A 22,983-nucleotide genomic window follows, 5' to 3' on the forward strand; every position below is an offset into this window, starting at 1 on the left:
CCGGCACACCTGGTGCCGAGCCCCTCCCGGGAAGACATGGGCCTAGTAGACCGGCTTGTCCGGCTCGATCTGGTGGACCCAGCCGATCACACCGCCACCGACGTGCACGGCGTCGGAGAAGCCCGCGGACTTCAGGACCGCGAGGACTTCCGCACTGCGGACACCCGTCTTGCAGTGCAGGACGATCTTCTTGTCCTGCGGGAGGCCCTCCAGGGCGGTGCCCATGAGGAACTCGTTCTTCGGGATCAGCTTCGCGCCCGGGATGGAGACGATCTCGTACTCGTTGATCTCACGGACGTCGATGATCTCGATGTTCTCGCCGTCGTCGATCCACTCCTTGAGCTGCTTCGGAGTGATCGTCGAGCCGGCGGCCGCCTCCTGGGCCTCCTCGGAGACGACGCCGCAGAAGGCCTCGTAGTCGATGAGCTCGGTGACGGTCGGGTTCTCGCCGCAGACCGCGCAGTTCGGGTCCTTGCGGACCTTGACCTGGCGGTACTGCATCTCGAGGGCGTCGTAGATCATCAGGCGGCCGACGAGCGGATCACCGATGCCCGTGAGGACCTTGATCGCCTCGGTGACCTGGATGGAGCCGATGGACGCGCACAACACGCCCAGCACGCCGCCCTCGGCGCAGGAGGGAACCATGCCGGGGGGCGGGGGCTCCGGGTAGAGGCAGCGGTAGCAGGGGCCGTGCTCGGACCAGAAGACGGAGGCCTGGCCGTCGAAGCGGTAGATCGAGCCCCAGACGTACGGCTTGTTCAGCAGCACGCACGCGTCGTTGACCAGGTAGCGGGTCGCGAAGTTGTCGGTTCCGTCGACGATCAGGTCGTACTGGCTGAAGATGTCCATCACGTTGTCGGCCTCGAGCCGCTCCTCGTGAAGGATCACGTTCACGTACGGGTTGATGCCGAGGACCGAGTCACGCGCGGACGCGGCCTTGGAGCGGCCGATGTCGGCCTGACTGTGGATGATCTGGCGCTGCAGGTTCGACTCGTCGACCTCGTCGAACTCCACGATGCCGAGCGTGCCGACGCCCGCGGCGGCCAGGTACATCAGCGCCGGCGAGCCCAGGCCGCCGGCGCCCACACAGAGCACCTTGGCGTTCTTCAGCCGCTTCTGCCCGTCCATCCCGACGTCGGGAATGATCAGGTGGCGGGAGTACCTGCGGACCTCGTCTACGGTGAGCTCGGAGGCGGGCTCGACCAGGGGTGGCAGCGACACGGGGACTCCGTTGGTCGGTCAATCACTACAGTTGTTCTCCCCGTAACACTGCCATGGGCTTCTTCATTCCGAGACACCCGTTCCGATCCGCGAGACGATTTCGTCCCAGTAGCCGGGCAGGGTCTCCCAGGGGTCGACGCGGCCGCCGCGATCCGTGCGGTCGGTGAACCAGATCGTCGAGGCACCCTGCCAGCGGGCGATCCGCAGAGCCTCCTCGAGGTGCGGGCCCGGCACTCCGTGGACGAAGTGGCAGAAGCGGTCGGGCGGGTAGTCGGCGGTCCACTCGGCCACCTGCGACCAGCGGTAGTCGCTCCAGGAGCCGGAGAACGTGACCAACTGGTCGGCGGTCTCGGCGTAACCGGGGTGGGGGTGGGTGCCGTGGCCGAGGACGATGTGGGCATCGTCACGAATCGCGCGGAGCGCGGTGACGGTGCGGCGGACTTCGGGGAGCGCGGCGTGTTCGGCCGGGCAGTGGTCCAGGAGGAAGCCGTCGACCTGGTACCAGTCGACGTAACGGTGCGCCTCGGGGACCAGTTCGCCATAGGTGCGGACCCCGGAGGTGTCGAGGTGACCGAGGACGCGGACGCCCGCGTTGCGCAGCCGGCCGGCCGCTTCGAGGCAGTGCGGGTCGGGGCGGGCACCGGGTCCGTCGGCGACGTTGAGGACGGCCCAGTGCAGTGGGGTGCCGGGACGGGTGAGTTCGGCCCACTCGGCGGGGGCGACCAAGGGGTGGGCGAAGCCGGGGGCACCGAGGCCGACGCGCAGGTCGGTGCTCGGCGTGTTGGTCTCCGTGCTGGTCAGATGCGGCATGCCGCCTCCATCCAGATGTCGGCGAGGGACTCTTCGAGGTTGATCCGGGGGCGCCAGCCGAGCCGGTCGCGTGCGGTGCGCACGTCCGCCTGCTGCCAGCTGCCGCAGCCGTCGGGGTACGGATACGCGACGGGTCCCGCGTGGTCCGGTTCGGAGCGGGGATGCCCGATGGTCGCCCTCAGCGGCCCGGGAGGACCGTCGAGTTCATGGAGGGCGCCGCCGTATCCGGCGACCCGGGCCAGGACGGCGGCGGCGTCGCGGAGGCGGACGGCACGGCCCGAGCCGATGTTGATGACGCCCTGCGCGGCGGAGAGCGAGGCCGCGTGGACCGCGCGGGCCACATCACGGACGTCGACGAAATCGCGCTGGGCGCCGAGGCCGGCGAGTTTCAGCTCGCCGTCACCGGACTGCATGGCGCGGCGCATGGCCTCGGCGAGACGGCCGAGCGGGGAGCCCGCGGGAGTGCCGGGGCCCGCCGGTGAGAAGACCCGCAGGACGACCGCGTCCAGGCCGGATCCGAGGACCAGTTCGGTGGCGGCGAGCTTGCTGACGCCGTACGGACCGCCGGGGCGGGGGACGGCGTCCTCGGCCGTGGAGGAGCCGGGCTGGCTGGGGCCGTACTCCGCGCCGCAGCCGATCTGCACCAGACGGGCACCGCAGCGGCTGCGCCGCAGGGCCTCGCAGACGGTGGCGACCGCGACCGTGTTGTGGCGGGTGAGTTCGCGGGCACCGCCGCGGGTGGCGCCGGCGCAGTTGACGACGACGCCCGGGTGGACGGCGTCGAGGAAGCGGGTGAGGGCGCCGGGGCTGCCGGACGCGAGGTCGAAGCGGACGTCGGCGTCGTCGCCGCGGCCGAGCGCGGTGAGCTGGACGGCGGGGTCGGCGAGCAGGCGGTCGGCGACGAAGCGGCCGAGGTAGCCGTTGGCTCCGATCAGCAGGACTCTCATCGGGCTGCTCCCGGGGCCTTGGGGGCAGGTCGGGAGGTGGTCATTGCGGGTTCTCCTTCGGGAGGGGCTTGCGAGTTGTCTCCGGCGGTGGGGCCGGGGTGCCTGCGGCGGCCTGTGCGGGTTCAGCGGGGTGGTTTCGCCCACGCGGGCGGGCGGCCGCTCCTACGGGGGGTGTGTCGCTCGGGGCCGGGTCAGCACGGGTCCTCCGCCTGGGCGTGGGCCGATGCCCTCGTCAGCTTGCGGAACCCGTGGATCAGCAGGGCCAGGGCGCAGATCCCGCAGGAGAGGGTCTGGATGCCGCCCGCGCCCCAGAGGCCCACGAGGGCTTCCACCGGAGCGGTCAGGAAGCCGCAGCCCGGCAGGCGGGAGGCGAAGGCCGCGGCCAGGGCCGTCGCCTGGGCTGTCGCGGTGGCGGTGAGCACCACCGCGGGGGCGTGGGTGAAGCCGTGGATGGTGAGGAGGCGGGCGAGAAAGAGGAGGGCGCCCAGGGCGATGACTTGTGGGTGGGCGGAGGGTTCGTCCAGGACGGCGCCGGACAGGGCCGACAGAGCCGTCAGGGCGCACAGGTACACGGCGAACGTGCCGAGCAGCAGGGGGCGTACGGCGGCCGCGAAGTCCTCCAGGCCTCGGCTGACGGTCAGTTTGCGGCGGGCGCGCGCCGCGAAGAGGTGGGCGGCCCAGGCTGCCGGAGCGCAGGACAGGGCCAGGGCGAGGACGGGAGCCGTGGCCATGGGCCAGGGGGCGTCGGCGGCACCGGTGGGCAGGGCGTGGGGACCGCCGGTCACGGCCGCCGTCAGGAGGCCGTCGCCGAGGGCTGCGTAGGCGAGGAGCCAGTACGTCCAGGTGGAGGTGCCGGTGGTGGGTGCACGCTCGGGGATGCCGAGGGGGCCGCGGGACAGGGCCGCACGCATGGCCAGGGACACGGCCAGGAAGCCCACGAGGGCGACGACCAGGCGGGACTGGCCGTCGGTGAGGCGGATGCCGGCCACCGTGGCCGCGCAGAGGGCGCCGGGGAGGAGGGTGAGGAGGGTCCAGTCGGCACAGGCCCGTGGTGCCTGCTCCACCATGGGCTGCGGGGGCGTCTCGCCGTCCCTCGGGACGCGGGCGTACATCTCCTCGGCGAGGGAGAAGACGTCCCGGTGCCGGAAGCGGACGGCGGTGCGGTCGGTGACACCGTGGGCCTCGAGACCGGCGGCGATCTCCAGGGGGTCGACGGCCCGTTCGCACAGCTCGCGGTGCCGGTGCATCAGGGCTTTCACCGGGTCGGCAGGGGAACGGCGGGCGGGACCTGGGGTGATGGGCTTGCGGCCGGCGGAGACCTCGGCGGCGCGGGGGGTGGGTGCCGACGGGGGGTGCGGGTCCGCGGCCCCGGAGGCCTCGGGAGTGTGCACGCCGGGCTCTCCCGAGGACACCGGGGGGTGCGGGTCCGCGCCCTCGGAAGCCACGGGATCGTGCACGCCGGGCTCTCCCGAAGACACCGGGGTGTTCGCGTCGGCATGTCCGGAGGACACGGAGGTGTGCGCCTCGGCATGTCCGGAGGACACAGAGGTGTGCGCCTCGGCATCTCCGGCGGACTCAGGGGCGTGCGCGGCGGCGGCCCCGGAAGCCTCACCGGTGAGTGGCTCGGGCTCACTGGTGAGTGTGTCGGCGACGCCCGGCTCAGCCCTTTCGGACCCTTCGGACGCCTTGGGCGCTCCGGATGCCTTGGACGCCTTGGGCGCTCCGAATCCTCCGAACTCCTCCCGCTCCTCGGACTCCTCGGGGCTCTCCACGGCTCGCGGCTCCGGCGTTCCCGATGCCCCGACGCGCCCCATGCCGCCATCCGCCCCGCGCTCGCCCGCCCCCCGCCCGTCGCTCACGGACGTCTCCCGCGTCAGCCACTCCTCAGAGGGCTCCGTGTCCCATGTCCCCGGGCCACCCGGAGTACCGGGGCGCTCGATTCCCACGTCGCTCATCCGGACGCTCCTTCCGTGGCGGCGAAAGGAGGCGTCGCGTGAGCCGGGGGCCCCGCGGCCCAGCCGGGGCCACCTCGGGCCACGACGCGGGTGTTGAGCTCGGTCCAGTGGCCGGGGACATGCGCCTCGGCGGGGGCGGCGAACGGGAGGGGCTCTCCGGTGTCGTCCAGCACGACCCGGCGGATCGGGGTGTGCGAGACGATCTCCAGGTAAATGCCGTGAAATGCCGTGATGTTCTGCTCCACGGTGAACAGTTCGAGGGCACGGGCGCGCGCGGCGGCGCCTAGGCGCTCACGGCGCTCGGGGTCGCGCAACAGCGTCACGCACGCCTCCGCGAGCGCCTTCGGGTTGCGCGGCGGGACGACGAGCCCCGTGCCGCCGATGACCTCCACGACCGCGCCGACGTCGGTGGACACGGTGGCCCGGCCGCAGAACATGGCCTCGACGAGGCTGATCGGGAAGCCCTCGACGACGCTGGACAGGACGGTGACCGCGCCCGAGGCGTATGCGTCGGCGAGGGTCGGCACCTCGGGACCGCCGACCTCCTCGAAGGAGACGGGGTTGTCGCCGACGGCGTGCAGCCCCTCCGCCTCGTCCGGGAAGAGCTGCGCGGCCAGCGCCTTGCAGTGCCCCAGATAGGCCGCGCCCTCGGCCCCGGAGGGCGCGCCGACGATTCTCAGCCGCGCCTTCGGCTCCTCCTTGCGGATCTCCGCGAAGGCGTGGAGAAGGGAGATCAGGTCCTTGGCGGGTTCGACGCGGCCCACCCAGACCAGCCTGTCCGGGTCCCCGCACGCCGCGGACTCCCCCACCTCCGTGAAGCGGGCGGCGTCCATGCCGGGGTAGACCGTGCGCAGTTTCTCGCGGTCGGCGCCGCAGCGCTCCTGCCAGCGGCGGGCGTGGGTGTTGCCGGGCGTGACGACCGCGGCCCGCCGGTAGGTCTCGGTGGCCAGCCTGCCGTGGAAGGCGGCGAGCAGGGCCCGTACGGGGGGCGCGGACTCGGTATCGGCCAGGTAGTGCGTGCGCAACCGCACGCCGTACTCGGTCACCAGCAGTGGGACGCCGCAGAAGTGGTGCGCGAGGAGACCCGGCAGGGCGGCCGGGCCGCCGGAGGCCGCGTGGCACAGGTCGACCGCGCCGAGGCCGTCGTCCTCGTACCAGTCGAGCGAGAGGGGGCGCAGGGCGCGCTCCAGGTGCGCGGCGACAGCCAGCAGATCCGGTACGCGCGCCTCACGTGCCGTCTGCCGGGCGCCGGGTGCGCGACAGGCGCGCTCCAGGGCGCGTACGGCGGTCTCGGAGCGGAGGGCCCCCACCAGTCCGCCCTCGTCGCGGGCGAGTTCGGCGAGCCCGTACAGGGCGCTGGCGAAACGGTCCGCCTCGGCGGCCGACGACTCCCCCGAGGCGTCGCCGACCCCCCCTTCGGACAGCGCCGCCGCCAACTCGCCGTAGGACTCGGCGAACCGACGGCGCGCCCGCCTGCCGTACCCCACCCCGTCGTCCGGCGCGGTCCACAGCGGGGCCGTGATGACCCGGCGGACCTGCGGCGGCAGCTGGACCCAGCCCTCGTCCTCCTGGCGCTCGCTGCGACTGAGCGCGTAGATGTCGAACTCGTGCTGCTCGAGGCCGCGCACGAGCCGGTCGCACCAGAGCCTGGCATCACCGCTCACATACGGATAGCCACCCTCCGTAAGCAGTCCTATGCGCACGAGTGCGCCCCCGATCTCCCGTGTCGAGAGCCGCCGTTGCCCGGCGGCTCGCAGCGGGACGAACGTATGCGGACAAGGCGGTGGCGCGACGGACGGTTGTCCATCGCGCCACCAAAAGGGGTGAACGGTCGTAACTTTCCCGTGCGGATCGCGTTCGGTCGCGCTAAGAGATCATGCGGACACGTAACGTCAGGTCACGGCCACTTCCCGGCGCTCCGCCCTGCGCCGGGCCGCGATCCGCGGATCGAGCGCCGGTACGGCGGCCAGGAGCTGCTTGGTGTACGGGTCCTGGGGGTTGTCGTACACCTCGTCGGCGGGCCCGGTCTCGACGATCCGGCCGCGCCGCATCACGGCGACCCGGTCGCTGACCTGGCGCACGACGGCGAGGTCGTGCGCGACGAAGACCAGCGCGAGGCCGAGCTCCCGCTGCAACTCGCCGAGCAGGGCGACCACCTGGGCCTGGGTGGTGACGTCGAGCGCGGAGACCGGCTCGTCGCAGACGATGACGCGCGGGTCGGCCGCGAGCGCCCGCGCGATGCCCACGCGCTGGCGCTGGCCGCCGCTGAACTCGTGCGGGTAGCGGTCGTAGTGCGCCCCTTCGAGCCCCACGCGCTCCAGCAGTTCCGTCACGCGCCCCCGGATCCGCTTCTCGTCGCGTTCACCCCGCGCGCGGAGCGGGTCGGCGATCGACTCGCCCACGCTGCGGCGTGGATTCAAGGACGAGACGGGGTCCTGGAAGACCATCTGCACGGCCGGGTTCACGCCCACGCGCGCGTGGCCGTCGTGACGGACCTCGCCCACCGTCGGCTCCAGCAGCCCGACCAGCATCCGCCCCAGCGTCGTCTTGCCACTGCCGCTCTCGCCGACGACGCCGAGGGTCTCGCCCCGGTGGATGATCAGCGAGACGTCGTCGACGGCCGCGAACGCCTTCTTGCCGCGCCCGAACTCGCGCCGCAGGCTCTTCGCCTCGAGGACCACCTCGTCGGATGCCCGGGAAGGTGTCCGAGTCGCGTCCACGCGCGGGACCGCGGCGAGCAGTTCACGCGTGTACGCCTCCGCGGGCGCCCCGAGCACCGCGCCGACCGGCCCCTGCTCGACCGCGCGACCGTGCCGCATGACGAGCACGTCGTCGACGCTCTCGGCGGCGACTCCCACGTCGTGCGTGACGAGCAGCAGGCCCATGCCGGTCTCCTGGCGCAGGGTGTGCAGTAGATCGAGGATCTGGGCCTGGACGGTCACGTCGAGCGCGGTCGTCGGCTCGTCGGCGATCAGCAGGTCGGGCTCGCAGGCCAGCGCCATCGCGATGAGGGCGCGCTGACGCATGCCGCCGCTGAACTCGTGCGGACGGGCCCGGGACCGCCGTACGGCGTCCGGAATGCCGACCCGGTCCAGCACCTCCACCGCACGCGCGCGTGCCGCTCGCCACGACACACGCGTGTGCACGCGGTACACCTCGGCGATCTGGTCGCCGATCGCGTAGTACGGGTCCAGGGACGACAGCGGGTCCTGGAAGACCATCGCGGCCTGCGCGCCCCGCAGCCGCCGCAGGTCGTCGTCCGACGCCTGCTGTACGTCCACTCCGGCGACCTCGACCGAGCCGCCCACGCGTGCGCCCGTGCCGCGGTGCAGCCCGAGCAGGGCCGAGGCGACGGTGGACTTGCCGGAGCCGGACTCGCCGACCAGGGCGAGGGCGGCGCCCTGCTCCAGGCGGAAGGAGAGGCCGTCGACGGCACGCAGGTCGCCGAACTCGACGGTCAGGTTCGTGACATGGACGAGGCTCATGCGAGCACCACCCGTCGGTCGGCCACCGCGTACAGGACGTCCGCGACGGCGTTGGCGAGCACCACGAAGAAGCCGATGACCAGGACCATCCCGACGACGACCGGGAGGTCGACGACGGTGACGGCGTGGACCAGTTCCTGGCCGATGCCGGGCAGGCCGAACAGTGACTCGACGAGGACGGCCCCGCCCACCGCGCTGCCGAAGTCGTTGGCGTTCAGGGCGATGACCGGAGCCAGGGCCCCGCGCAGGGCATGCCGGCCGACGATCGAGCGCTCGCCGACGCCGTAGGCCCGGAAGGTGCGGATGTGGTCCTCGGCGAGCGTTTCGAGCATCGACGCACGGGTCAGCCGCGCGAAGTAGGCCGCCTCTCCGAGGGCGAGCGTGACCCAGGGCAGCAGCAGGCCCCACATCCACTGCTCGGGGTCGTCGGAGAGGGCGACGTACTCCGGGAAGGGCAGGAGCTCCAGCTGTCCGCAGACCACGATCATCAGGACGAGGCCGATGACGAAGCCAGGCGTGGCGACTCCCGCGAGAGTGAGGCCGGTCAGCGCGCGCTCGCTGAACCGGCCGCGCCGCCAGGCGGAGAGCACGCCGGTGCCGACGCCCAGCAGCAGCCAGAGCACCATCGCGCCGGCCACCAGTGACAGGCTGACGGGAAGTTTGTTCAGGATGATCTGCGTGACCTGCTGGTCGCTCTGGTACGACAGCCCTAGGCAGGGTGCCGGGCAGTGCTCGACCGACGTGCCGGTGGAGTAGTCGTGGCCTGCGACGATGCCCTGGAGGAAGTGCCAGTAGCGCAGGTACAGCGGGTCGTCGAGCCTGAGCTGCAGGGCGACCTGGTGCACCTGTTCCGGCGAGCAGCGCGGGCCGCAGGTGATCTGGGCGACGTTGCCGGGAGTGGCGTAGAAGACGACGTAGATGATCACCGAGAGGGCGAGCAGAGTGAGTACGGCGCTCACGGCCCGGCGCAGGACGAATCCGGTGAAGCCGCTCATGCGGAGCCCTCCTTGCCGGCCTTGGACTCCTGCTTGCGGCCCGTGCCGATGCGCAGTCGGGAGGCCGCGCGCGGGTCGAGGGCGGTGCGGACGCCGTCGCCGAGGACGGTGAGCGCGAGGACGGTGACGAACAGCGCGGCCGCGGGCAGCAGCAGGTACTGCGGGGCCGCCTGGTACCAGACGTCGGCGGAGGAGAGCATCTGTCCCCAGGACGGTGTGGGCGGCTTCACGCCGACGCCGAGAAAGGACAAGGACGCCTCGATGCTGATGTTCGCCGGCACCATCAGTGCCGCGTAGGTGATGACGGGCGCCGCGAGACCGGGGAGCAGTTCCCGGCGGGCGATCCGCAAGGTGCCCCAGCCGCTCAGCCGGGCGGCGGCCACGTAGTCGAGTTCCTTGAGGGTGAGTGTCTGGGCGCGGGCGATCTTGCCGATCGTGCCCCAGGCGACGAAGCCGATGATGAGCGCGACCAGGACCGGCCGCGGGAAGCTGCTCGGCACGATGGCCAGCAGCGCCAACGCCATGATCATCAGCGGCATGGCCACGATGATGTCGGTGATCCGGCTCAACAGTTGATCAACCCATCGGTTGCCGAGCGCGGCCGCGACACCCACGACGACACCGAGGAAGACCTGTACGGCGGTCGCGGTCAGCGCGACGCCCAGGGAGACCCGGGCGCCGTACACCAGGCGCGCGAACAGGTCGCGTCCGGTCTGCGGTTCGACACCGAGCCAGTGGTCGGCGCTGATGCCTCCGAAGGACCCGATGGGCACGCCACCGCGCGCGGAGTCCACCAGGGAGGGGTGGTAGGTGGTGGGGTCCTGGCCCTCCAGCGCGGTGAGCAGGGGCGCCGCGAGCGCCACCAGGACGAGCAGTGCGACGACGGACGCCGCGACCATGGCGGCGCGCTGCGCCCGCAGCCGCCGCCAGAACTGACGGGCCCCCGAGGTTCCCGGGACGGACGCCTCGGGAACCTCGGTGGCGACAAGTGCCTCGCTCATCGGGTTACTTGACCGCGACCTGCGAGATGTCCAGCACACCGGTCCAGTCGCTGATCACGACGCTCTTGATGTCCTTGCCGTACAGCCGCTTGTAGACCGGGTGGAACAGCGGCACGGTCAGTGCCTGCTCGCCGATCTTCTTGTCCAGTGCACCCCATCGCTTGGCGGCAGCGTCAAGATCGGTCAACTTGTTGATCGCGTCAATCTCGTCATTGACCGACTTGTCGTTGAGCAGGCCCGTGTTGAAGTTCGCGCCGTCCTTGACGATCTGCCGGCCGTCGAAGATCGGGGCGAGGAAGGGGCCGCCGGAGGGCCAGTCGGCACCCCAGTGGGCGAGGAAGAAGCCGGGCTCGGTCTTCACGCTGTGGATCGTGTCCGAGTAGTCGTTGTCCTCCAGGCCCTGGAGCCTGACCGTGATGCCGGCCTTCTTGAGCGCGTCCTGGATCGCGGTCGCGATCTCGGGGCTGGTCTCGAAGTCCTTGGCGTTGGAGTGGGTGAGCGTGACGGTGAGCCCGTTCGGGTGTCCGGCCTGCTTCAGCAGCTCCTTGGCCTTCGCCGCGTTGCCCGTCGCACCTGCCGGGAAGAGGTCGTACGGCTCGTAGCCGAAGGACTTCTGGTTCGGCAGGAAGGTGGTGGCGGACTCGGCGAGCGCGCTGCCGCCGGCCGCGTTCACCACGGAGGACCGGTCGATGGCGTACGAGATCGCCTGCCGCACCTTGACGTTGTTGAACGGCTTGACCGTCGGGTTGAACGCTATGTAGTTGGTGTAGCCGAAGTGCCCGGTGCCGACGCGGTCGGCGAGCTCCTTGTCGCCCGTCACCTTGGCGAGCTCGGCCGGGCCGAGGTTGGTGTCCGTGGTGACCGCGGCGCTGTCCGCACCCTGGGACGCCGACAGCCGCTGGTTGATCACCGATGAGTCGAGCCCGGACTTCACGTCGATCTTGTCCGGGTACGCCTTGCGCTCGGCGTCCGTCGAGGCCGACCAGTACTTGTTGCGTTCCAGGACAAGATGCTCGCCGTCGTTCTCGTTCGTGACGACCTGGTACGGGCCGGACGAGACCGGGTGCTCCTCGTACTTCGTGCCGGTGTCCTTGGCCTTCGGGACGGGCGTGAACTGCGTCTGCGTGGCCAGGTACGGGAACTCGCCCTCGGGCTTGTTGAGATGGAAGACGAGGGTGCGGGCGTCCGGGGTCCCGATGGCCGCGAGACCCTTCTTGTCCTTGTACGGCCCCTGGTAGTCCGCCGCGCCGACCAGCCAGTCCCGCAGATAGGGGGCGCCGCCGGAGAGTTCGGGCGCGAAGGAGCGCTCGATGCCGTACTTGACGTCGGCCGAGGTGATCGCGGTGCCGTCCTCGTACTTGAGCCCTGCCTTCAGCGTGTACGTCCACACGGTCGCGTCCTTGTTGGGGCGCCCGGTGTCGGTGGCGAGGTCGGGGACGACCTCGGCCCCGGCGGCCCCGTTCTCGCGGTTGCGGGTGGTGAGGGTGCGGAAGACGAGCGAGGGCACGTTGCCGCCGCCGGAGGTGTACAGGCGGGCGGGGTCGAAGTCCTGCTGGGGGTTGGAGTTCAGCACCGTGAGGGTGCCGCCCTTGTGGGGCGTGGAGTCGCCACCGGAGCTCTTGGCATCGTTGTCCTCAGGGCCGCAGGCGGCGGCGCCCGCTGCCAGAACCAGGCTTACGGATACCGCTGCCATACGGCGCGTCGTGAGGGACGGTGGACGCATCGGAGACGACCTCTCGAATGATGAGTCTCGACTGGCGAGACAGACTGACGAAGGGTGAGACGAAAGTGGACAGACGTCTGCCCCGGCGTCGGGTCGTCGAAAGAGCCATGACCGAGGTCACGGAGAAATGCGGGCTTCGCGACGCGCGCGCCTGGGGGCGGGCGTCAGCGACAGAGAATGTCGGCCACGCAGAGCGGGGTCACACCGATGAGCGCCAGCTGGATGGCGGCGCTGCTCTCGACGGCATGACTAGACCACATGCGCAGCAATATGTACGACCGAATCAACCCATGTCAATGTGACATGGGCACCATCCGTCAACTCCCGGGATACGGCCAGGGGTTGGCCCGGCAATGGATCCCGTCGTGGTCGAGGAACTTGGTCTGCTGCTGCATCACCGGCGCGAGCTCGCCGTTCTTGTCGCAGGTGACATGGGAGTAGCCGAGGCGGTGACCGACTTCGTGATTGATCAACATCTGCCGGTAGGCATGGATCCGATCACCGTATGTGGTTGATCCCTGCGCCCATCGATACGCGTTGATCATCACGCGTTCGGTGGCGGCCGAGTCGCACGAGACGTTGTCCTCGGTGGTGTCGAGGCCGGACTTGGCGCACCAGTCGGCCGTGGTGCCGGGACTGGCGAGCGTGATCACGAAGTCGGGCTTGCCCGAGTAGACGCGCTCGAAGGTCCGGGCGCCGCTGTGGGCCCAGCTGCGGTCGTCGTTGAGCGTCTTCTGCACGGCCTCGGCGAAGAGTTGGCCGTCGAGTCCGAGACCCTGCTCCACGTCCACGCGGTAGGTGTACTTCTGTCCCTTACCGGGCGCCTTGTCGACCCCCTGGACCGCGTCGAACTTCCCCGAGCCGTCCAGCTTGGCGCTGAGCGGGTACTTGGTGCCCATCGCCTGTTCGTACGTCAGCGTCGCCACACTGGCCGAGGTGGACGGCGTCGGCTGCCCGTCCGCGCCCGTGGCGGGGTCGCGGGCGTCCCGGGCCTGGTCGGTCGCGGACTGTGTGCCCACGGCGGTGTCGTGCCGGTCGGTGACCTGTCCTGCCACGACGACGGCGAGCACGGTGACGACGGCGGCGGCCGCGATGCCGGTGAACGCCCGGCCCTTGCCGCCCTTGGCCGCCGACGGGTCGGCCGGCGGCGCGTCGCCCGTGTCGGTGTCGGGGCGGGCGTCCTCGTCGGTGTCGATGTCGGTGGCGTCGGGCCAGTCGGTGACCGAGCCGTACGGGTCGGAGGGGTGCGTGGCGACGGGCGCGCGGGCCCCCGTGACGGAACGGCTCGCGGGAACAGCGCCGCGGGGCCCACCAGGGCCACGAGATTCGCCGGGCGCGAAGACGTCCACCTCGTCGGTGAACGCGTCGAGGTAATCCTGCCGTGGCCCCCGCCTCGAACCCGACGGGCCCTGCCGCTGCCGCGGAGGAGCGGCTCCCGGTCCGGCGGCGGCGTACCCGTCCGGCCCTCGGTCGCTCAACTCCCCCCAACCGCCCCCGGATTCACGCTGCTCGGGATGGCCACCACGGGCCCGGGGGACGCCATGGGCCGGGGTGCCGTCGGGCAGCCGCGGGAACCCGTGCGGGGGCGTCCCGTCCGGAAACCGCCGTACACCTTGCCCGGACGGACCCTCGGACGAACCGTCGGACACACGAGGCACTCCGCGCGCCGGCGTGCCGTCGGGCAGCCGCGGAAAGCCGTGCGCGGGCGTGCCGTCCGGAAGCCGGGGGAACCCCTGCGCGGGCGTGCCGTCCGCAAGCGGAGGAATGCCACGCGCAGGCGTACCGTCCGCAAGCCGAGGAGAACCGTGTGCGGGCCTACCGTCCGGAATCCGGGGAAACCCACGTGCGGGCGTGCCGTCCGCAAGCCGAGCAATGCCACGTGCGGGGGTACCGTCCGCAAGCCCCGGGAAACCATGTGCGGGCGTGCCGTCGGGCAGCCGAGGGCCGCCCTGCGCAGGCACCCGATACCCGGCAGCGGCGCCCCCGGGTTCGGCCCCGGGTGCCCCGCGGTCGGGCCCCCGGCCTCCCTGCGCCCTCTGCCGAGCAGCCTGCGCCGCCGGAGCGGTTGAAGTCGGCATCCGTCCCCGGCCCGTCGCCTCCGCGCCGAGACCCGTGGCGCCTCGCGCCCCTTCGGCGCCCGCCCGGCCCGTCACTTCCGCGCCAAGACGCCTGGCGCCCCGCACTCCCTCGACGCCCGTCCCGCCCGTCGTCTCCGCGCCGCGATCCTTGACGCCCCGGACTCCTTCGGCGCCCGTCCCGGCCATCGCCTCCGCGCCAAAGCCCTCGGCGCCCCGCGCCGCCTCGACGCCCGCCCGGCCCGTCACCTCCATGCCCAGACCCTCGGCACCCGCCCGGCCCGTGTCACCGCGGTCAGAACTGCCCTTGTCGGGCCCCTTCTTGGGAGCTGGCCCGCGTCGACTGTGGCGTCCCACGCCCCGCCTCAGCTCCCCACAGTCGTGGCGTCGGCCCCGTCACCGGAAGCCGTCGCGGCATCGCCGCCGTCGCCCGAGGCGCCCACGGAGCCGTCGCGCCTGTCAGAGCCTGCCACGGAACCGTCGGAACTCGCTCTGTCCGCGGCGAACTCACGGAACGCCCCCGCCACCGTCTCCGGGTACTCCATCATCGCCACGTGCCCCGCCTCCGGCAGGGTCAGCAGTCGGGAGTCGCGGAAGGCTCGGGCCGCCTTCTGGGCCATGCGGAAGCCGACGAGCTGGTCGCGGCCGCCGTAGACGAGGAGCGTGGGCGCGAGAACACGCTCGGCCTGGCGCCACAGCGCGTGCTGGCCGCCCAGTGTGTACGCGTTGACCAGCCCGCGCGCGGAACGCGTCATCGCGTCCCAGAAGTACGGCAGTTGCAGCCGCCGCTCCATCTCCTCCACCGCGTACCGGAAGGCCTCCGAAGTGACCCGCCCGGGGTCGCCGTAGCACAGGGCCATGACCCCTCGGACGCGCTGCTCGGCCGTCCAGTCCTTGCTGAATCGGGTGAACAGACCGGCCACGCCGGGCACCGCCAGCAGCCCCGTGGGCACGGCGGTGCGCTGGACGCGGATCTCCGGGAGGGCCGGCGAGACGAGGGTGAGCGTGCGCACCAGGTCCGGCCGCACCGCTGCCACGCGCGTGGACACCGCGCCGCCGAGGGAGTTCCCGAAGAGGTGGACGGGACCGCGGCCGGACGCGTCGAGAAAACGGATCACCGCGCGCGCGTGCCCGGTGATCGAGTAGTTGCCGTCGTCCGGCGGCGGGGAGTCACCGAAGCCCGGCAGATCGACGGCCTCGCCGTCGACGTCGCCCTCCAGCTGCTCCATCAGCGCCGACCAGTTCTGCGAGGAACCGCCCAGGCCATGGACGTACAAGGCGGGCGGCAGCCCCTCGCGCGCGGGTGGTCTCGAACGGACCGTCAGAGTGATCCCCGGCAAGCCCACCGACCTGATCCGCTCGCCCTCACCGACCCTGACGGGCGCCACCTTCGGAAGGACGGCGGCGGGCGGCACGAAGGGCAGCTCGGTCGAAGACATGCGGCAATGTTACGAGACGATCACGCAGTGGTTCATGTGTTCGCCATCACAGAGCACATGTGCGAGGCGTGTGCGGGGCGGCACGTACATCGCATGGCGTCCAGATCGTGTGTCTCCTAGGCTCGTACGCAGGGCACCCGAATGTGGCCCCCTGTGTACCTCAGGGACGTTCTAGGAAGGGAGCCCACCATGGCCTACGACCCCACCGACCCCGAGGCCTTCACCGACCCCGAGGCCTTCGAGGAGGACGACGACGTCGAGCTCGACGTCGAGGCCCCCGAGGTCGACGCGGCCGAGCAGCACACCGACATCGCGCCCGACCGTGACGACCCCCTGACCGGCGTGGACCCCGACCGGGCCAACGAGGCCGACCTCGTCGAACAGGCCAGGATCGTCTCGCTTGACGAGGACGACTATCGGTGACGTCGGCCCGGCACCGAGCGGCCGACAAAGCACTCATCAGCGCATTCCCGAGCAGGAACGGGACGGCCGATGCCCACTAGATGACCGTTTGAAACCTTTGGGCGGTTTTCGTCACCGTCCGGTCCGTGAAATTCTGCGTTCGTACCGCGCACAGCACGGTTACCGAAAAGTACGATGGCGGCGCGGCGCACACCGCATGTGGACGACATTGGGAGGCGGCGTGACAGCCATCGAGCAGACAGAGGCGGCACGCCCGCGCGGGACGCGCCTGCCGCGCCGTGCCCGACGGAACCAGCTGCTGGGCGCCGCGCAGGAAGTCTTCGTGGCGCAGGGTTACCACGCGGCCGCGATGGACGACATCGCCGAGCGGGCCGGCGTCAGCAAGCCGGTGCTCTACCAGCACTTCCCGGGCAAGCTCGACCTCTATCTCGCGCTGCTGGACCAGCACTGCGAGTCCCTGATCCTGGCGGTGCGAACCGCGCTCGCGTCGACGACCGACAACAAGCAGCGCGTACGGGCGACCATGGACGCCTATTTCGCGTACGTCGAGGACGACGGCGGTGCCTTCCGCCTGGTCTTCGAGTCGGACCTGACGAACGAGCCCGCCGTGCGCGAGCGCGTCGACAAGGTCACCGTGGAGTGCGCCGAGGCGATCTCCGAGGTCATCGCGGAGGACACCGGTCTCTCGCGCGCGGAGTCGATGCTGCTCGCCTCGGGCCTCGGCGGCCTCGCCCAGGTGGTGGCCCGGTCCTGGCTGCACAGCGACCGCAGCGTCCCGCGCGATCAGGCGGTCCAGCTGCTGACGTCACTGGCGTGGCGGGGCATCGCCGGATTCCCGCTGCACGGCACGGAGAACCACTGAGAGCGTCACCGGAACCACCACTCGACCCGCACGCGCGCGTGCGGGTCGTTTGTTCCCGTCCCTTGTTCGCTGTTGGCGTTCTTGCCCGGAACGTGTACGTCCCCTCACCGGGCTAATGTGTGCTGGGTACGGCGCGGAAGGTCGCGCACTTCACTGACCGTCGGAGGGACATAGCCGTGGAGGTCAAGATCGGCGTGCAGCACGCGCCCCGCGAGATCGTTCTGGAGAGCGGTCAGAGCGCCGAGGAGGTCGAGCGGGCGGTGGCGGAGGCCCTGGCCGGCAAGTCTCAGCTGCTGAGCCTGGTGGACGAGCACGGCCGCAAGGTCCTCGTCCCGGCCGACCGTCTGGCGTACGTCGAGCTCGGTGAGCCGGCTCCGCGCAAGGTGGGCTTCGGCGCGCTGTAGGCAGACAGACGAAGAGGGGCCCGGCGACCGGAAGTCGCCGGGCCCCTCTTCGTGCCGCGGGCAGGATTCGCGGGCAGGATTCTTTTCTCCACGTATGGAGCACGGGGACCACCCCGAGGAGGATTGCATTCCGCAGGTCACGGGTATGACGGGCTACGACCGTGATGCGCAGTGTGGCCGTGTGGGAGGGACCCCATGATGTTGATCGAAGCGCTCGGCTCCGCTCTGCTCGGTCTCGTACTGGCGGGGGTGGCGGTACACCGCCTCGCCCACCGCCTGCCGACCCGTTCCCTGGTCCTCGCGACGGGCACCGCGGGAGCCCTCTTCGGCGCCTTCGTGACCCACACCGCGCTGGGCCCGGGCAACATCCTGCTGATCCTGCTGGGCGCGGCAGTGGTCTCGGTGGCGTCGCTGTCCCTGCTCCTGCGGCCGAACGGGAGACTGCGCCGATCAGCACCGGCGTAGGGGAACTGCGCGGCCGGCCACGACGAACCCGCAGCCGCCGACAGAGCACAGCCCCCCGAGTTGTCGGGCGCTACGCCGCCAGGCCCAGCGCAGCCATCCGCTTCGTGTGCGCCTCGGTGATCCGCGAGAACATCCGCCCCACCTCGGCGAGATCGAACCCGTCGGCGACCCCACCGACGAGCATCGTCGACAACGCGTCCCGGTCGGCGACGACCCGCTGCGACTGCGACAGTGCCTCCCCCATCAACCGCCGCGCCCACAGGGCCAGTCGGCCACCCACCCGCGGGTCCGCGTCGATCGCCGCCCGCACCTTCTCGACGGCGAACCCGGCGTGCCCGGTGTCGTCGAGGACCGCCAGCACCAGCTCGCGCGAGTCCGCGTCGAGCCGCGCCGCGACCTCCCGGTAGAAGTCACTGGCGATCGAGTCGCCGACGTACGCCTTGACGAGCCCCTCCAGCCAGTCCGACGGGGCCGTCTGCCGGTGGAAGCCGTCGAGTGCCGCGACGAACGGCTCCATCGCGAGCGTCGGCTCCTCGCCGATCTCGGCCAGCCGGTCGCGCAGCTTCTCGTAGTGGTGGAACTCGGCCGACGCCATCTTCGAAAGCTCCGCCTTGTCGGCCAGCGTCGGCGCGAGCTTCGCGTCCTCCGCGAGCCGCTCGAAGGCCGCCAGTTCGCCGTACGCGAGCGCGCCGAGCAGGTCGACGACCGCGGCTCGGTACTGCGGGTCGGCGGAGGCCGTCGTCCAGTCCTGGGCGGCGACACCGGTGCGCTCGACGGAGGGTTCGGCAGGGGTCTCGGAGGCGTTGTCGGGCTTGTCAGAGGTCGTCATGAAGCGCACAATAGCCCGCTCTCCGGACGGTGGAAGGCCCTGGTCAATCAGTGTGACGACGACTACGTGACCAAATCGGCCATCGCATGTGCACGATTCCGGGGTATGGTGGTAATGCGCCTGCTGGTACGACGGCACTTCATGAGTGCACCGAACCTCGACAGGCCGCACGTATGAGGATGCCCGGTCGGTGGCCCGATCGGCTCCGACCCGACAGCCCTCCTCGCCCGTACGGCACAGTGCGTACGGAGTTCGGAGGGGGACCCTCAGCGGTACGAGCGCTAGAGCGTCGGCAGTGGTCCCGTGCCATTACGGCTTAGCCCGTAAGGCAGCCGACGTCCCCAGCACGGTAGACGACCCCCCGCGCTCGCCTCGCACCGCACACACAGAAGAGGCAGCACCCTGACTACGACCTTCCGCGATCTCGGGATTCTCACCGAGACGGCCGAGGCCCTCGAAGCCGTCGGCATCATCAACCCGTTCCCCATCCAGCAGATGACGCTCCCGGTGGCCCTCTCCGGCTCCGACGTCATCGGTCAGGCCAAGACCGGCACCGGCAAGACGCTGGGCTTCGGCCTTCCGCTCCTCGAGCGCGTCACCGTCCCCGCCGACGTCGAGGCCGGCCGCGCCAAGCCCGAGGACCTGACCGACGCCCCGCAGGCGCTCGTCGTCGTCCCCACGCGCGAGCTGTGCACCCAGGTCACCAACGACCTGCTGACCGCGGGCAAGGTGCGCAACGTACGCGTCCTCGCCATCTACGGCGGCCGCGCCTACGAGCCCCAGGTCGAGGCCCTCAAGAAGGGCGTCGACGTCGTCGTCGGCACCCCGGGCCGACTGCTGGACCTCGCGGGCCAGAAGAAGCTCAACCTGGGCCACATCAAGGCGCTCGTCCTCGACGAGGCCGACGAGATGCTCGACCTGGGCTTCCTGCCCGACGTCGAGAAGATCATCAACATGCTGCCGGCCCGCCGCCAGACGATGCTGTTCTCGGCGACCATGCCGGGCGCGGTCATCGGTCTCGCGCGCCGCTACATGTCGCAGCCCACGCACATCAACGCCACCTCGCCCGACGACGCGGGCAGGACGGTCGCGAACACCAAGCAGCACGTGTACCGGGCGCACAACATGGACAAGCCCGAGATGGTCGCGCGCATACTGCAGGCCGACGGCCGGGGACTGGTCATGGTCTTCTGCCGCACCAAGCGCACCGCGGCCGACCTCGCCGACCAGCTCAAGCAGCGTGGCTTCGCGGCCGGCGCGGTCCACGGCGACCTCGGCCAGGGCGCCCGCGAACAGGCGCTGCGCGCCTTCCGCAACGGCAAGGTGGACGTGCTCGTCTGCACCGACGTCGCCGCCCGCGGCATCGACGTCGAGGGCGTCACGCACGTCATCAACTACCAGTGTCCCGAAGAGGAGAAGACGTACCTGCACCGCATCGGCCGTACCGGCCGCGCGGGTGCCAAGGGCATCGCGATCACCCTCGTCGACTGGGACGACATCCCGCGCTGGAACCTGATCAACAAGGCGCTGGAGCTCAAGTTCAACGACCCGCCGGAGACGTACTCCACCTCCCCGCACTTCTACGAGGAGCTGAACATCCCCGCGGGCACCAAGGGTGTCCTGCCGCGGGCCGACCGCACCCGTGCGGGGCTCGACGCGGAGGAGCTCGAGGACCTGGGTGAGACGGGCGGCCGCGGTGCACGCGGTCGCGGTGACCGTGACCGGGGTGACCGTGACCGAGGTGATCGTGACCGAGGTCGTGGACGAGGTGGCCGGGACGAGTCCCGCTCCGCCGACAGCGAGCGCTCGGAGCGTACGCCGCGCCGTCGCCGTCGTACCCGTGGTGGGACCTCGCCGGACGCGACGTCCCCCGCCGAGGCGGTCGCCCCGTCGGAGACCACCGCGGTAGAGGACACCACCGCGACCCGTACCCCGCGCCGTCGTCGCCGCACCCGCGGCGGGACGCCCGACTCGGCGCCGGCCACGGCGACCACGGCAGCGGCGGCGGTCGAGCCGGCCGTGTCCGAGGCCGCGGAGTCCGCCGTCACGGCGGCGGAGGGCCCGTCCCTCGACGCCGAGACCCCGACCATGCCGCGCCGCCGCCGGACCCGCAGGTCCGCGGAGACCCCGGCCGCGGTGGAGACGGTCGTCGAGACCACGCCGGTCACGGAGGCCGCTCCGGTCACCGAGGCCGCTCCTGAGGCGGAGGCCCCGGCCACGAAGCCGCGCCGTACGCGCAAGACGACGGCTGCGGCTCCGGCGGCAGAGGCCGCAGTGGACACGGCCGAGGCCACGGAGAGCAAGCCGCGGCGGACGCGGAAGTCCGCGGCCGCGGCTCCCGCCGCCGAGACGGCAGTGGACACCGCGGAAGGCACGGCCACCAAGCCGCGCCGCACCCGCAAGACCGCCACCGCGTCCGCGACGACGGAGGCCACCGCCGACCCGGCGGAGGCCGTGGAGGCCAAGCCCCGGCGCACCCGCAAGGCCGCGGCCACCGCCGAGGTCGTCACGGACACGGCCGAAGCCACCGAGGCCAAGCCCCGCCGCACCCGCAAGACCGCAGCCGCCACCCCGGCCGCGGAAGCCGCCGTCGACACGGCCGAGGCCACCGAGGCCAAGCCGCGCCGCACCCGCAAGGCAGCTGCCGCCACCCCGGCCGCAGAAGCCGCCGTCGACACGGCCGAAGCCACCGAGGCCAAGCCGCGCCGCACCCGCAAGACCGCAGCCGCCACCCCGGCCGCAGAGGCAGCCGTGGACACGGCCGAGGCGACGGAAGCCAAGCCCCGTCGGCGTACCACCCGCAAGGCCGCCGAGCCGGCCGTGACCGCCGACATCCCGGCCCAGGCGGTCCAGGAGCCGGAGGCGGCCGAGGTGGCCAACCCGCGGCGTACGCGAAAGACGGCGAGCTCGGCGAAGGCGGCCGAGACGGCAGTGGACACCGCGGAAGGCACGGCCACCAAGCCGCGCCGCACCCGCAAGGCCACGACCGCCCCGGCGGAGGCCACCGACACGGCGGAGACCGCGGAGGTCAAGCCGCGCCGCACCCGCAAGGCCGCGGCCACCGCCGAGGTCGTCACGGACACGGTCGAGGCCAAGCCCCGTCGGCGTACCACCCGCAAGGCCGCCGAGCCCGCCGTGACCGCCGACATCCCGGCCCAGGCGGACCAGGAGCCGAAGGTTGCCGCACCGCGCCGCCGGACCCGCAAGACGGCCGCCGCGGAGCCCGCGGACAGCTGATCCTCACACCGACGGCCCGGCCCCTTCACCTGGGGCCGGGCCGTCGGCGTACCCGCACCGCAGCGGCCCGTGGCAGCCGACGCAGACCACACCCACCAAGCGGAGCCGGGCGGAATCCCCATGCGGCTCGGCCGCGTGGATGCGACCTGCCACGACGAACCCGCAGCCACCCGACGACGCCCGCGCCACCCCCTACGGCCCCGGCCCGTCACCCCCGCCCGATACCCTCACCCCGTGAGCACCCGAGCCGTCTTCCCCCCGCCTCCCGGCGCCCGTGCCTACCCCCTGCGCACCGCACGCGGTGAGTTCGCGGTCGTGGACTCGGACGTGCCCTCCGGTGTCGCCAAGAAGGGCACCGCGCTGCTGCTGCCCGGGTTCACGGGGAGCAAGGAGGACTTCACGCTGCTCCACGAGCCGCTCACGGCGCGCGGCTACCGGGTCGTGGCCGTGGACGGGCGGGGACAGTTCGAGTCGGACGGGCCGGAGACCGACGAATCCGCCTACACCCAAGGCGAGTTGGCGCGGGACGTACTCGCCCAGGCCGCCGCCCTCGACGCACCCGTGCACCTGGTCGGGCACTCCCTGGGCGGTCAGATCGCGCGCGCCGCCGTACTGCTCGACCACTCCCCCTTCCTCTCGTTCACCCTCGTCTCCTCGGGCCCCGCGCAGATCTCCGACTCCCAGCAGCAGCGGGTGAAGCTGCTGCGGGACGCGCTCGGTGTGATGACGATGACCGAGGTGTGGGACGCGATCCTGGCCATGGGACCGCCGGAGGACGTCGGTGGCCCCGCCAAGGGCATCGGAAACGTAGAACAGCTCCGCCGCCGCTGGCTCGGCAACAAGCCCGCCCAACTCCTCGCGACCGGCCGCCAGTTGTGCACCGAGCCGGACCGGGTCGGCGAACTCGCCGCCGTTCCGCTGCCGTTCCACGTGCTGTCCGGATCGCAGGACGACACCTGGCCGGTGCCCCTCCTCGACCACATGGCCGTACGACTGGGCGCCCGCCGCACGGTGATCCCGGGAGCCGAACACTCCCCCAACACCGACCAGCCCCTCCCCACCGCTCACGCCCTGGCCGACTTCTGGGACAGCGTCGCCCGTTGAGCAGTCAG

General features: G+C 71.7%; 19 protein-coding genes. 6 read left to right on the plus strand and 13 right to left on the minus strand.

From position 1 onward, the window contains the following. Positions 1-42 precede the first annotated feature (42 nt). The 12 genes from moeZ to ACIBJB_RS26125 all read right to left on the minus strand — a co-directional run bounded on the left by moeZ (position 43) and on the right by ACIBJB_RS26125 (position 15,651). Positions 43-1,221, minus strand: coding sequence for an adenylyltransferase/sulfurtransferase MoeZ (moeZ, locus tag ACIBJB_RS26070; RefSeq protein WP_398933574.1), 1,179 nt, complete (start codon positions 1,219-1,221; stop codon positions 43-45). A gap of 63 nt (positions 1,222-1,284) precedes the next feature. After that, positions 1,285-2,031, minus strand: coding sequence for a spherulation-specific family 4 protein (locus tag ACIBJB_RS26075; RefSeq protein ID WP_398933576.1), 747 nt, complete (start codon positions 2,029-2,031; stop codon positions 1,285-1,287). Further along, a complete protein-coding gene (locus ACIBJB_RS26080) occupies positions 2,019-2,978 on the minus strand; it encodes an NAD-dependent epimerase/dehydratase (RefSeq protein WP_328640781.1) in 960 nt (319 codons plus the stop codon). Before ACIBJB_RS26080 ends, ACIBJB_RS26075 begins: the two co-directional genes overlap by 13 nt. Before the next feature lie 191 nt (positions 2,979-3,169). Then, positions 3,170-4,390, minus strand: a complete 1,221-nt coding sequence (locus ACIBJB_RS26085) for a hypothetical protein (protein ID WP_398934011.1) — start codon at positions 4,388-4,390, stop codon at positions 3,170-3,172. Between the two features lie 539 nt (positions 4,391-4,929). Next, positions 4,930-6,597 carry a glycosyltransferase gene (locus ACIBJB_RS26090; RefSeq protein WP_398933579.1) on the minus strand — a complete coding sequence of 556 codons (1,668 nt, stop codon included), beginning with the start codon at positions 6,595-6,597 and terminating at the stop codon, positions 4,930-4,932. A gap of 228 nt (positions 6,598-6,825) precedes the next feature. After that, on the minus strand, positions 6,826-8,418 hold the full coding sequence (locus ACIBJB_RS26095; protein ID WP_398933581.1) for a dipeptide ABC transporter ATP-binding protein: 1,593 nt from the start codon (positions 8,416-8,418) through the stop codon (positions 6,826-6,828). Beyond that, positions 8,415-9,413 carry an ABC transporter permease gene (locus tag ACIBJB_RS26100; protein ID WP_398933583.1) on the minus strand — a complete coding sequence of 333 codons (999 nt, stop codon included), beginning with the start codon at positions 9,411-9,413 and terminating at the stop codon, positions 8,415-8,417. The genes ACIBJB_RS26095 and ACIBJB_RS26100 overlap by 4 nt, the downstream gene beginning before the upstream one ends. Further along, a complete protein-coding gene (locus ACIBJB_RS26105) occupies positions 9,410-10,414 on the minus strand; it encodes an ABC transporter permease (RefSeq protein ID WP_398933585.1) in 1,005 nt (334 codons plus the stop codon). The genes ACIBJB_RS26100 and ACIBJB_RS26105 overlap by 4 nt, the downstream gene beginning before the upstream one ends. A gap of 4 nt (positions 10,415-10,418) precedes the next feature. Next, positions 10,419-12,137: an ABC transporter substrate-binding protein gene (locus ACIBJB_RS26110; RefSeq protein WP_398933587.1), complete on the minus strand. Its 1,719-nt coding sequence runs from the start codon at positions 12,135-12,137 to the stop codon at positions 10,419-10,421. A gap of 164 nt (positions 12,138-12,301) precedes the next feature. Further along, the gene (locus ACIBJB_RS26115) at positions 12,302-12,397 is read right to left on the minus strand and encodes an Ms4533A family Cys-rich leader peptide (RefSeq protein ID WP_311714713.1); all 96 of its coding nucleotides are present in this window, start codon (positions 12,395-12,397) and stop codon (positions 12,302-12,304) included. Between the two features lie 57 nt (positions 12,398-12,454). Next, complete coding sequence (locus ACIBJB_RS26120; RefSeq protein WP_398933589.1) at positions 12,455-13,615, minus strand: DUF3152 domain-containing protein; 1,161 nt, start codon at positions 13,613-13,615, stop codon at positions 12,455-12,457. A 962-nt stretch (positions 13,616-14,577) separates the two neighbouring features. Next, positions 14,578-15,651 carry an alpha/beta hydrolase gene (locus ACIBJB_RS26125; RefSeq protein ID WP_398933591.1) on the minus strand — a complete coding sequence of 358 codons (1,074 nt, stop codon included), beginning with the start codon at positions 15,649-15,651 and terminating at the stop codon, positions 14,578-14,580. 189 nt (positions 15,652-15,840) lie between these two features. Between ACIBJB_RS26125 and ACIBJB_RS26130 the strand changes: the two genes are divergently transcribed. From ACIBJB_RS26130 to ACIBJB_RS26145, 4 genes are all read left to right on the plus strand, one after another. Next, entirely contained in the window at positions 15,841-16,074 is a 234-nt protein-coding gene (locus ACIBJB_RS26130; protein ID WP_398933593.1) for a hypothetical protein, read from the plus strand. Positions 16,075-16,294: 220 nt separating this feature from the next. Then, a complete protein-coding gene (locus ACIBJB_RS26135; protein ID WP_057610072.1) occupies positions 16,295-16,936 on the plus strand; it encodes a TetR/AcrR family transcriptional regulator in 642 nt (213 codons plus the stop codon). A gap of 176 nt (positions 16,937-17,112) precedes the next feature. Continuing rightward, positions 17,113-17,340 carry a DUF3107 domain-containing protein gene (locus ACIBJB_RS26140; protein ID WP_020119766.1) on the plus strand — a complete coding sequence of 76 codons (228 nt, stop codon included), beginning with the start codon at positions 17,113-17,115 and terminating at the stop codon, positions 17,338-17,340. A 198-nt stretch (positions 17,341-17,538) separates the two neighbouring features. After that, entirely contained in the window at positions 17,539-17,805 is a 267-nt protein-coding gene (locus ACIBJB_RS26145) for a hypothetical protein (protein WP_398934013.1), read from the plus strand. Positions 17,806-17,875: 70 nt separating this feature from the next. Here the strand turns inward: ACIBJB_RS26145 and ACIBJB_RS26150 are convergent, their stop codons facing one another. Next, entirely contained in the window at positions 17,876-18,643 is a 768-nt protein-coding gene (locus ACIBJB_RS26150) for a ferritin-like fold-containing protein (RefSeq protein WP_398933596.1), read from the minus strand. A gap of 486 nt (positions 18,644-19,129) precedes the next feature. Here ACIBJB_RS26150 and ACIBJB_RS26155 point away from each other — a divergent pair, with 486 nt between their 5' ends. Both ACIBJB_RS26155 and ACIBJB_RS26160 read left to right on the plus strand, forming a co-directional pair. Continuing rightward, positions 19,130-21,871: a DEAD/DEAH box helicase gene (locus ACIBJB_RS26155; protein WP_398933598.1), complete on the plus strand. Its 2,742-nt coding sequence runs from the start codon at positions 19,130-19,132 to the stop codon at positions 21,869-21,871. 234 nt (positions 21,872-22,105) lie between these two features. Then, on the plus strand, positions 22,106-22,975 hold the full coding sequence (locus ACIBJB_RS26160) for an alpha/beta fold hydrolase (RefSeq protein ID WP_398933600.1): 870 nt from the start codon (positions 22,106-22,108) through the stop codon (positions 22,973-22,975). The last annotated feature ends 8 nt before the right edge of the window (positions 22,976-22,983 follow it).

Origin of the sequence: Streptomyces sp. NPDC050759 (genome assembly GCF_044456945.1) — a bacterium.
Classification (GTDB): domain Bacteria; phylum Actinomycetota; class Actinomycetes; order Streptomycetales; family Streptomycetaceae; genus Streptomyces.

Coding starts and splice junctions, on each gene's coding strand:
- ACIBJB_RS26075 (WP_398933576.1), bottom strand. CDS start 2,031: ATGCCGCATCTGACCAGCACGGAGACCAACACGCCGAGCACCGACCTG.
- ACIBJB_RS26080 (WP_328640781.1), bottom strand. CDS start 2,978: ATGAGAGTCCTGCTGATCGGAGCCAACGGCTACCTCGGCCGCTTCGTC.
- ACIBJB_RS26095 (WP_398933581.1), bottom strand. CDS start 8,418: ATGAGCCTCGTCCATGTCACGAACCTGACCGTCGAGTTCGGCGACCTG.
- ACIBJB_RS26100 (WP_398933583.1), bottom strand. CDS start 9,413: ATGAGCGGCTTCACCGGATTCGTCCTGCGCCGGGCCGTGAGCGCCGTA.
- ACIBJB_RS26105 (WP_398933585.1), bottom strand. CDS start 10,414: ATGAGCGAGGCACTTGTCGCCACCGAGGTTCCCGAGGCGTCCGTCCCG.
- ACIBJB_RS26110 (WP_398933587.1), bottom strand. CDS start 12,137: ATGCGTCCACCGTCCCTCACGACGCGCCGTATGGCAGCGGTATCCGTA.
- ACIBJB_RS26115 (WP_311714713.1), bottom strand. CDS start 12,397: ATGTGGTCTAGTCATGCCGTCGAGAGCAGCGCCGCCATCCAGCTGGCG.
- ACIBJB_RS26125 (WP_398933591.1), bottom strand. CDS start 15,651: ATGTCTTCGACCGAGCTGCCCTTCGTGCCGCCCGCCGCCGTCCTTCCG.
- ACIBJB_RS26130 (WP_398933593.1), top strand. CDS start 15,841: ATGGCCTACGACCCCACCGACCCCGAGGCCTTCACCGACCCCGAGGCC.
- ACIBJB_RS26145 (WP_398934013.1), top strand. CDS start 17,539: ATGTTGATCGAAGCGCTCGGCTCCGCTCTGCTCGGTCTCGTACTGGCG.
- ACIBJB_RS26155 (WP_398933598.1), top strand. CDS start 19,130: ATGACGCTCCCGGTGGCCCTCTCCGGCTCCGACGTCATCGGTCAGGCC.